This is a genomic window from Streptomyces sp. NPDC104106, from assembly GCF_055584345.1.
The window spans coordinates 44,123-52,975 of sequence record NZ_JBVJMF010000007.1 but is presented as its reverse complement, the minus strand read 5'-3'; the positions used below and the strand labels follow the sequence as shown (position 1 = coordinate 52,975).

Here is an 8,853-nt window from a genome sequence, read left to right as displayed (position 1 = left end):
CGGTGACCGCGGGGGCCGTGGTTTCGAGCGTCGGGACGAGCGCGGCGGCTTCCGCCGGGACGAGCGCGGCGGGCACCGGGGCAGCGACCGCCCGTTCAACCGCGACCGCCGCGACGACCGCCCGGGCTTCCGCTCCGGTAGTCACGACCGCCCCTACGGCCGTCGTGACGACCACCGCGGCACCGGTTCCTTCGGCCGCCGCGAGGACAAGCCCCGCTGGAAGCGCAACGGCTGACGCCGCGTGAGCCTGGCCGCGTGATCTGAGAAGGGCCCGTACGACCACGTCGTACGGGCCCTTTTTGGCCATAGCGTGACGCATGTCACGCCCCCGCGCAGGGAATTGCTGGGGGCATGACAGAAGACGCGAGAGCGAGTGCGGCGCACGGCCTGTCGGACGAGGAACGGCTGGCCCAGCTCGGCTACACCCAGGTCCTCGCCCGCAGGATGTCGGCGTTCTCGAACTACGCCGTCTCCTTCACGATCATCTCGGTGCTGTCCGGCTGTCTGACCCTGTACCTCTTCGGCATGACCACCGGCGGCCCCGCGGTGATCACCTGGGGCTGGGTGGCGGTCGGCCTGATGACGCTGTTCGTGGGCCTGTCGATGGCGGAGATCTGCTCGGCGTACCCCACGTCGGCGGGCCTGTACTTCTGGGCCCACCGCCTCGCGCCACCGCGCTCGGCGGCGGCCTGGGCGTGGTTCACGGGGTGGTTCAACGTGCTGGGCCAGGTCGCGGTGACGGCCGGCATCGACTTCGGCGCGGCCTCGTTCCTGGGCGCGTACCTGAACCTCCAGTTCGGCTTCGCGGTGACACCGGTCCGCACCGTCCTGCTGTTCGCCGCGATCCTCGTCCTGCACGGCCTGCTGAACACCTTCGGCGTGCGGATCGTCGCGTTCCTGAACGACGTGAGCGTGTGGTGGCACGTCCTCGGCGTCGCCGTCATCGTCGGCGCGCTCGCCGTCGTCCCCGACCACCACCAGTCGGCGACGTTCGTCTTCACGAAGTTCGTCAACGAGACGGGCTGGGGCAGCGGCCCGTACGTGGTCCTCCTCGGCCTGCTGATGGCCCAGTACACCTTCACGGGCTACGACGCCTCCGCGCACATGACGGAGGAGACCCGGGACGCGTCCACGGCCGGGCCCAAGGGCATCGTCCGCTCCATCTGGACGTCCTGGATCGCCGGCTTCGTCCTGCTCCTGGGCTTCACGTTCGCGATCCAGTCGTACGGCAAGGAGCTGGCGTCCCCGACCGGCGCGCCGCCGGCCCAGATCCTCCTCGACGCCCTCGGAGCCACCACGGGCAAGCTCCTGCTGCTGGTCGTCATCGGCGCCCAGCTCTTCTGCGGGATGGCCTCGGTGACCGCCAACAGCCGCATGATCTACGCCTTCTCGCGCGACGGCGCGCTGCCCTTCTCGCGCGTCTGGCACACGGTCAGCCCGCGCACCCGCACCCCTGTGGCGGCGGTCTGGCTGGCCGCCCTGAGCGCCCTGGTGCTCGGCCTGCCCTACCTGATCAACTCGACGGCGTACGCGGCGGTGACGTCGATCGCGGTGATCGGCCTGTACATCGCGTACGTCGTCCCGACCTTCCTGCGCGTGCGCAAGGGCGCCGCCTTCGAACGCGGCCCCTGGCACCTGGGCCGCTGGTCGGGGGCGATCGGAGTCGTCTCGGTCCTGTGGGTCGTGGCGATCACGGTCCTCTTCATGCTTCCGCAGGTCTCCCCGGTCACCTGGAAGACCTTCAACTACGCCCCCGTCGCCGTCCTGGTGGTCCTCGGCTTCGCCGCGACCTGGTGGCTGGTCTCGGCCCGCCACTGGTTCCTCACCCCGGACCGCGCCCCCGCCCCGCAGACGGCCGAAAAGTGACCATCCGGCCCCATCCTGCTCCGCCGACGCGGCCGGTCCACCGATACCCGATCGGAGACACGGCCGCGTCCGGCTATGCTCGGACAGGCAACATCGCCCTGGGCCCTTAGCTCAATTGGCAGAGCAGTGGACTTTTAATCCATTGGTTGTGGGTTCGAGTCCCACAGGGCCTACGGCTGCAGGGGAGGGAATACCCCCTCTGACCTGCTACGCAGCGCTCGGGTCGGCTTCGGTCGACTCGCGCGCTGCTTCGTTTTCCGGCTCTTGCGTGAGCGATGCGTGAGCGGACGCGCCTGCGTCCTGCGGGTCGGCAGGGACCGAGCCGGACGGTTCGGCAGCTGCCGGACGAGACCGGGGGATCAGCTTCGCCGCCTTCTCGGCGATCTCACGGTCCAGCTCGGGGAGCAGGCTCGTGTACGTGTCCGAGGTCAGCGTGATGGTGGAGTGCCGCAGCGTCTCCTTCACCGTGTGGATGTCCCCGCCGCCTCCGTGCGTGAGCGTCGCGGCCACGTGGCGCAGGTCCCGCAGGGTGATGGGCGGCAGGTCGGTTGTGGCGAGGATGCGGCGGAAGGTCTCCGAGACCGTCTCCGGGTGGAGCCAGGAGCCGTCCTCCTTCGTGAAGACCTTGCCCGTGTCCTGCCAAGCGGTGCCCCACTGGGCCCGCTCCTTGTCCTGGCGAGCCTTGTGGTCGCGCAGCACCGCGATGTTCATGCTGTCGAGCGCGATCGTGTTTGCGCTGCCGTCCGTCTTCGGCTCGGACTCGTAGAGGTCCCAACCGTCCACCACGATCTCCTTGGCGGGGGTGATGAGACGGGCGTTGAGATCGATCTCATGCCAATCCTGGCCGACCGCCTCGCCGCGCCGGAGACCGCGGGTCCCCATCAGGTGGAAGATCGCGTACAGCCGGTCGCCCTCGGCTGCGTCGAGGAAGGCGCCGAACTGCTGTGGAGTCCACACCATGACCGGGCCGGGGATCTCGCCCGTCTCGCGCCAGCGCCGGACCCGCTCCTCGGTCCAGAGGAGGGGCTTGGGGCGCCTGCCGGACTCCAGCTCGACGTGGGAGGCCGGGTTGAAGGTGATGAACTGCTGGGCGATCGCGGAGTTCAGCGCCGCGCGCAGGGTGCGGCGGATCGCCTGCCGGGTGGCCGGGCCGGTGATCTTCCGGAACGGCTTCATCTCCGCCAGTTTGGCCCGCTCGGTCGCGAGCAGCTTCCGCTCGGCTCCTACGGGTCGCCCGGGTTTGCTCGGCTTGCAGCGGGCGATCTGCTCGCGGCGGGCCTCGTTCTCGGCCGCGATCACCTCGTTCTCGTCGGCGATCGCGTCGAACATCTCCACGAGGTGGCCGACATTGAGCCGGTCGAGGCGTACATGCCCGATGCGCGGCTTCAGGTGGACGCGGATGTGGGAGGCGTAGCCGTTGAGCGTGGTCTTGCGGCGCTTCTTCGCGGCGAACCACTGGTCGAGCCACTCGCCGACGGTGAGGCTGCCACGGAGAGCCAGGCCCGCCCTGAGACGGCGTCGGGTCTCCTCGATGGCCGGCAGCGGGGCCTTCTCGGCTGCGACCTCCTCCAGCATGGTGACGAGGCGCTGGAGGCTGTCAGGGTCGTCCTTGTCCTCCAGGGCGAGCAAGGAGCGAACGTGGTCGAGGTCCGCCTGAGCGTCCTTCAGGGACTCATAGCCAGCGCGGCTGAAGGAGCGACGGGTGCCGTCCTCGCGGGCTGGTAGCTCCTGGCGTATGGAGTAGTAACCGTGCTTGCGGCTCTTGCGCTTCGGGCAGGAGGAGCCGAGTTCCTTGCCGGTCTTCGGGTCGCGGCAGGAGCAGCGGCGGTAGGTGGAGCCCTTCAAAGGCGTTCCTCCGGGGTGCGCTTCGTCCAGCCGGCCGACCTCGACCAGTACGACATCCACCCGAGCATGCGCCAGCAGATCGGAGACTACCTGGCCGGCACCTATCCCTACCTCGGCTGAGCCGCCAGCGCCGTCTCCGCCCTCTGCACAGAAGAGAGGATCTCAGGGGCCGCACGGCGGATGAACCGGCCGACCACACTGTCCGCGCCATACCGACTGATGATCTCCGCGATCCGCTCCCGCGCACTGGTCCGGGCACCATCGGGCGTCGTCGTCATGTCGCAGTACACGAGAGCGTCCATCAGCAGCGGCTCCTCCAGCAACGGAAACTCCGACGCCAACTCGTCCCGCAGCCCGCGCTCCTCAGCCTCCAGCAGGGCAAAAGAGTGGTTCGCGACCAGCCGCACCAGCCGCTCGTCGGCCCCATGCTCGTCACGGAGGAACCTTGCCCCGTCCAGCGGGTGGAACCCGGTCACGGCCAGCCGAGGGGCGTACCCGACGTCGTGGAGCGTGGCGGCGGCGACCAGGAGGCCGGCGTCTTTTCCGAGGACTGGACCGACCTCGGTCGCGCGTTCCGCCACTCCTCGCGTGTGCGCCCATCGACGCGGGAGCACTGCGCTGAGCTCGGCTTCCGCTACCCGCGTCGCCCATCCCTCGATCAGGTCACCCATGCGTTCTCTCTGCCCGGGGCGCGAGCCGCACAAGCCTAGCTGGTTGAGGGGCACCGAAGACGCCGGGCAGTTGGGACCTGCCGCGTACTGGATGGCAGCACCGCGATGTTTATGGCAGGGAGGCGTCGCCCTCTCCGCCCTGCTGCGCAGCGCCCGAGCCGGCTTCGGTCGGCTCGGGCGCTGACTCATCGGCGGAGGCTTGCGCGCCAAGGACCTGTCGGCCTCAGGGGGACTTGGGAGGCGTTGGTGTCTGCTTCATGTGCTTCGCCCGGTAGACGCTGCACACCTGCATCCCGAACGACCGCAGCCGCCACATCGTCTTCGAGGAAGGCTTCTGGATGGTGTCGGCGCTTGGATAGCCCTTCTCGTCATGGGCGACGTTGTTGAGCGCGTAGACCTTGCCGTCGGGTGTCGTGAAGGTGATGGCGAAGCCGTTGTAGGGGGTCGTGTCGCAGCGGACGTCGCCCTCCTGGGGTTTCACCGGCCAGGCGGAGCCGAGCTGGTCGGCGGTGATGTGCTGCGGGTTGTGCGTCGCGGCCGGCCATTTTGTGAGGGCGTCGCCTTCCTGGGACGAGCAGCCGGAAAGGATCAGTGGCAGGGCCAGACCGGCGGCTGTGCCGAGCAGTAAGCCGGCTCGCGCCGTGCGCGGGTGGGTGCGCTGGTGCATGCGTTGGGAGGTGGTCATGAGTTCTCCGCCGCCTTTCGGGTCGCGTGCGTGATGGCGAGAGTGAAGAGGGCCGTCGCCGCGACGCTCACCGGGACCGTCACGGACATGCGGTGCAGGTCGAGGTAGTTGGCCCACGAGTAGGGGATCAACGGCCACAGCGTCCGCTGCATGGCGGTTCCGCCGACGAGCACGCCGAAGAGGATGCCGATGATTCCGACGATCGCCGCGACGGCCTGCGAGGTACGGATCGCCAGCCACAGGGTGAGGGCGGTGAGCATCGCACCGACCGTTGCGCTGGTGAGCGCGAGCGGCCAGGCATGCCCGGCCGGGATGCCGGCCGTCAGGTAGAGGAGAGCGGTGATCAGGGACACGGCCACGGCGATGGCGACCGTGACGCCCGTGAGGGCGAGCGCCGGACCGGTGGTTCCGGTGGCGCGGGAGGCGACCGCCCGCCAGCCCTGACCGGCGGCGCTCCAGACCACCAGGCCCAGGACCAGGGTGCCGATGGGCAGGACCAGCAGCGTGAACAGCTGGACACTGGCGTTCGGGTCGTGCCAGGACAGCCACAGCGCGATCAGTGCGACAGCGCCGGGGCACAGCCAGGTCAGTGCGGTGCCGCGGAGCATGCCGAGCACGGCGGCGACCACCCGGGGCCGGCCCGGCAGCAGGTGTGGGGCGGGCTCCGTCACCGTGCCCAGGATCGCCGTGGCGCCCGGTTCGAAGCCCGGCCGCCCGGCTGTCGTCCGGTGCAGGGCGGTCCGGGTACCGGACAGTCGCAGCCGTGGCACCAGCAGGAACGGAATCGCGAGCAGGGCGCCCAGGAGTGCGGGCAACCAAGGGGAGGCATCGGCCAGCGCGGAGTGGGTCTCCAGGGCGACACCGTTGGCGTGTGTGCCGAGCACCGGCAGAGACCCGCGGTCCAGCCAGGCGAACGGCAGGACTGCCCAGGCGGTCGACTCCGCGTTCACCACGCCCAGCACCGTCCATGCGAACCCGGCGGCCAGAGCCGCCACGGCAGGCAGTTGCCGGGCCAGCCACAGCGTCAGGGCCAACAGGCCGAGTTGAGAGATCCACGGGACCAGGACGGCCTCGATTGCGCGGCTGGCGGGGACCCGCTGAGCGCTGGACAGCAGCCCGAGCACCAGCAGGGGCGTGCCGGCGCCGAGCACATTCAGCAGAAAGGACCGCGCGGCCAGTACGGCGAACCGGCTCAGGTGCCGGTACCCCGGGCGCACGGGCCGGTACCAGGTGCCGCCGCCCCGGGCGCCGCGGTCGATGCGGGCCGCGGTGACCGCCAGCAGTACGGTGAGCATCGGGCCGACGAACATCGCCCACAGGTTCTGGTAGCCGAGGACGTCCCTCCAGGTCTTGCCGGGGCCGGTGGCGAGGAACATCGCGCTGTCGGCGACCGCGAAGGCCAGTCCGCCCAGGGGCAGGTACGCCACGGTGCTGCGACGCCAGACGGCGTGCTCGGCCCGCAGGGTCGCGGGCAGGCCGACGAGCGGTGTCATGGGTGCGGCGGTGGTCATCGTGCCGCCGTCCGGGCTTCGCCGGCGGTGCCGGTCAGCGTGAAGTAGGCGCGCTCGAGGTCCCCGTCCGGCGCCAGATCGTTCAGGCTTCCCTGGTAGCGCAGGCGTCCCTGTGCGATCAGGCCGATGTCGTCGGCGACCGCGGCGACCTCGCCCAGCAGATGGCTGGAGAGCACGATGGTGCGGCCGGTGTCGGTGAAGCGGCGCATCATGGTACGCAGTGCGGCGATGCCCTCCGGATCAAGGCCGTTCTGCGGCTCGTCCAGGATGAGGAGTTCGGGGCTGCCCAGCATGGCGATGGCCAGTGCCAGGCGTCCCTTCATGCCGGTGGAGAAGCTCTTCGCCTTTTTCCGGTCGGAGCCGTTTAGTTCGACCGCGTCCAGTGCCCGGTCGACCTCCGTCTCGGACAGTCCGAGCAGATGGGCGTGCACCATCAGGTTCTGCCGGGCGGACAAATGGCCATAGAAACTCGGCCCGTTGATGCTCGCTCCGATGCGGGACAGGGCACTGCGGTCCCACGGCTGGCCGAACAGCCGCACCTCTCCCTTGGTCGGGGGGAGCAGGCCCAGGATCATCTTGAGCGTGGTGGACTTTCCCGCGCCGTTGGGACCGAGCAGGCCGTAGATCCGGCCGGGCCGTACGACGAGGTCGGCCGAGTCGACGGCGGCCTGGCGGCGGAAAACCTTGGACAGGCTCCGGGTCTCGATCACCGGTGGCACCGGCAGGTCTCCCGTGGGCTGCGGAACGGGTGTCGGTTGCATGGCACTCCTTTCTGCTACGCCGCGTAGCAATTTTGGGTAGGGGTGGGCCCGTCAGAGGGAGGAGGACGATTTGGGGTGCGTCCGGAGGAACGTCCCCGGGAGACTCAGAGGAGGACGGCCGCGGCGCCGACGGCCGCCACGACCACCGAGCGGACGGCCCATGCCTGCCAGGCCGGCAGTACCCGAGGCGGGTCCGCCAGTGCTCTGGCGCGATGGGCGAGTTCGACACCGGGGTCGAGGAAGCCGATGCCACCGCCGACGGACGCGAGGTCGTGCCCGGCCATCCGGGCCTGGGCATCGATCTGCGCACAGAGGGCCCGCGCCACGGCCGCGGCTCCGTCGGCCGCGCGGGCGTCCTGGTCGGCCCAGAGCTCCGCCGCGAGCCGCATCTCGCCGAGGATGGCCTTCCGGCCGGGAATCCACCACCACGCCCGCAGGGCGCAGGTGGCAAGGAAGATCCACAGGGGGTGACGCGCCCGGGCGTGGGCGCGTTCGTGGCGGATGATCGACGACGCTTCGGCGGACTCCGCCACGGAGGAGGAGAGGATGATCCGGGGACGTGCCAGTCCAACGGTGCTCGCCAGGTTCTGTGCGGCCTGGTCCTCGTCGCCCACGATCCAGATGTCACCGCACTGGCGGGGGGCCAGCAGTGTGACCGTACGTGCGGTGCGCGCCACATGCACCGCGCCGGACCCGAAGGACACGGCCAGGGACGCCAGTGGCACGATCGAGGCGGCGAGCATCAGCTGGGCGCCGACGGCCGACAGAACCTGTGCGGGGTCGGCATTCGTGATGCCGTTGCTGATGCCCCAGGCGATCGGCGCCCGCCAGGGCAGCGCCTGGCGCAACGGGCTGTGCGGCAGGTAGGGAACGGTCATGGCCAGCATAGGGGTCAGGGCCACTCCCACCGCCAGGACGAACCGTTCCCGCGCAGGTAACCGTACGGTGAGGCGGCGCAGCAGGTGCCACAGGCCGACGGTGACCAGGGGGCACCATGCGGCGAGCATCACCTGCGGGTAGCCGAGCCAGCTCGGGTTCATGCGGTTCCCTCCTGCGGGTCCGCCGGTGTGCCGGCACCGGCGGGAGGGTCGGTGATGCCGGCCAGGAGGGCACGCACCTGCGCGAGCTGCTCGGCGTCGCCGCTCACCGCGCGGACGAAGTTCGCCACGGCGAGATCGCCGAACCCGTCCACCACCTGGCGCACCTGTTCGGCGGCCACGCGCTGCTCGACCTCGCGCCGGGACTGCCGCGGCCAGTAGACGTACTGGCGGCCTTCCTTGCGCCGGTCGAGCAGGCCCTTGACCACGAGACGCTCCATCACCGTCTTCACGGTCGTGTACGCCTGGCCGCCGTCGAGGTGCCGGGCGCACCCGGCGACGTCCAGCTCGCCCTTCGCCCACATGACGTTCAAGATCGCCAGCTCCAGCGACCCGAAGTGAGCCGCCAGACCCTGGCGCCCTGCATCCCCACCCAATGACATGCTACAGATGATAGCAGTTCGCTTTTTCGGGCGA

General features: G+C 70.1%; 8 protein-coding genes, 1 tRNA gene and 2 pseudogenes. 4 read left to right on the top strand and 7 right to left on the bottom strand.

Annotated features, from left to right (window positions below; translation table 11 throughout):
* From ACZ60X_RS18095 to ACZ60X_RS18085, 3 genes and pseudogenes are all read left to right on the top strand, one after another.
* A pseudogene (locus ACZ60X_RS18095) lies at nt 1–235 on the top strand (DEAD/DEAH box helicase); the annotation flags it as partial.
* Between the two features lie 116 nt (nt 236–351).
* Nucleotides 352–1,866, top strand: coding sequence for an amino acid permease (locus ACZ60X_RS18090; RefSeq protein WP_469599349.1), 1,515 nt, complete (start codon nt 352–354; stop codon nt 1,864–1,866).
* 100 nt (nt 1,867–1,966) lie between these two features.
* Nucleotides 1,967–2,039 (top strand) — tRNA-Lys (locus tag ACZ60X_RS18085).
* Nucleotides 2,040–2,073: 34 nt separating this feature from the next.
* On the opposite strand, the gene ACZ60X_RS18080 is transcribed toward ACZ60X_RS18085, so the two are convergent.
* Entirely contained in the window at nt 2,074–3,711 is a 1,638-nt protein-coding gene (locus ACZ60X_RS18080) for a site-specific integrase (protein WP_469599346.1), read from the bottom strand.
* A 9-nt stretch (nt 3,712–3,720) separates the two neighbouring features.
* Here ACZ60X_RS18080 and ACZ60X_RS18075 point away from each other — a divergent pair.
* Nucleotides 3,721–3,831 (top strand): annotated as a pseudogene (locus tag ACZ60X_RS18075) (NUDIX hydrolase); the annotation flags it as partial.
* On the opposite strand, the gene ACZ60X_RS18070 reads toward ACZ60X_RS18075, so the two are convergent.
* The 6 genes from ACZ60X_RS18070 to ACZ60X_RS18045 all read right to left on the bottom strand — a co-directional run bounded on the left by ACZ60X_RS18070 (nt 3,819) and on the right by ACZ60X_RS18045 (nt 8,819).
* A complete protein-coding gene (locus ACZ60X_RS18070; protein ID WP_469599342.1) occupies nt 3,819–4,382 on the bottom strand; it encodes an HD domain-containing protein in 564 nt (187 codons plus the stop codon). The pseudogene ACZ60X_RS18075 and the gene ACZ60X_RS18070 sit on opposite strands and share 13 nt — an antisense overlap.
* Nucleotides 4,383–4,605: 223 nt before the next feature.
* Entirely contained in the window at nt 4,606–5,067 is a 462-nt protein-coding gene (locus tag ACZ60X_RS18065) for a hypothetical protein (RefSeq protein WP_469599340.1), read from the bottom strand.
* Nucleotides 5,064–6,578 (bottom strand): ABC-2 family transporter permease, encoded by a 1,515-nt coding sequence (locus tag ACZ60X_RS18060; protein ID WP_469599338.1) that lies wholly within the window; start codon nt 6,576–6,578, stop codon nt 5,064–5,066. The genes ACZ60X_RS18065 and ACZ60X_RS18060 overlap by 4 nt, the downstream gene beginning before the upstream one ends.
* Nucleotides 6,575–7,339, bottom strand: a complete 765-nt coding sequence (locus ACZ60X_RS18055; protein WP_469599336.1) for an ATP-binding cassette domain-containing protein — start codon at nt 7,337–7,339, stop codon at nt 6,575–6,577. The genes ACZ60X_RS18060 and ACZ60X_RS18055 overlap by 4 nt, the downstream gene beginning before the upstream one ends.
* Nucleotides 7,340–7,443: 104 nt before the next feature.
* Entirely contained in the window at nt 7,444–8,379 is a 936-nt protein-coding gene (locus tag ACZ60X_RS18050; RefSeq protein ID WP_469599334.1) for a M48 family metalloprotease, read from the bottom strand.
* Entirely contained in the window at nt 8,376–8,819 is a 444-nt protein-coding gene (locus tag ACZ60X_RS18045) for a BlaI/MecI/CopY family transcriptional regulator (protein ID WP_469599332.1), read from the bottom strand. The genes ACZ60X_RS18050 and ACZ60X_RS18045 overlap by 4 nt, the downstream gene beginning before the upstream one ends.
* Nucleotides 8,820–8,853: the final 34 nt, after the last annotated feature.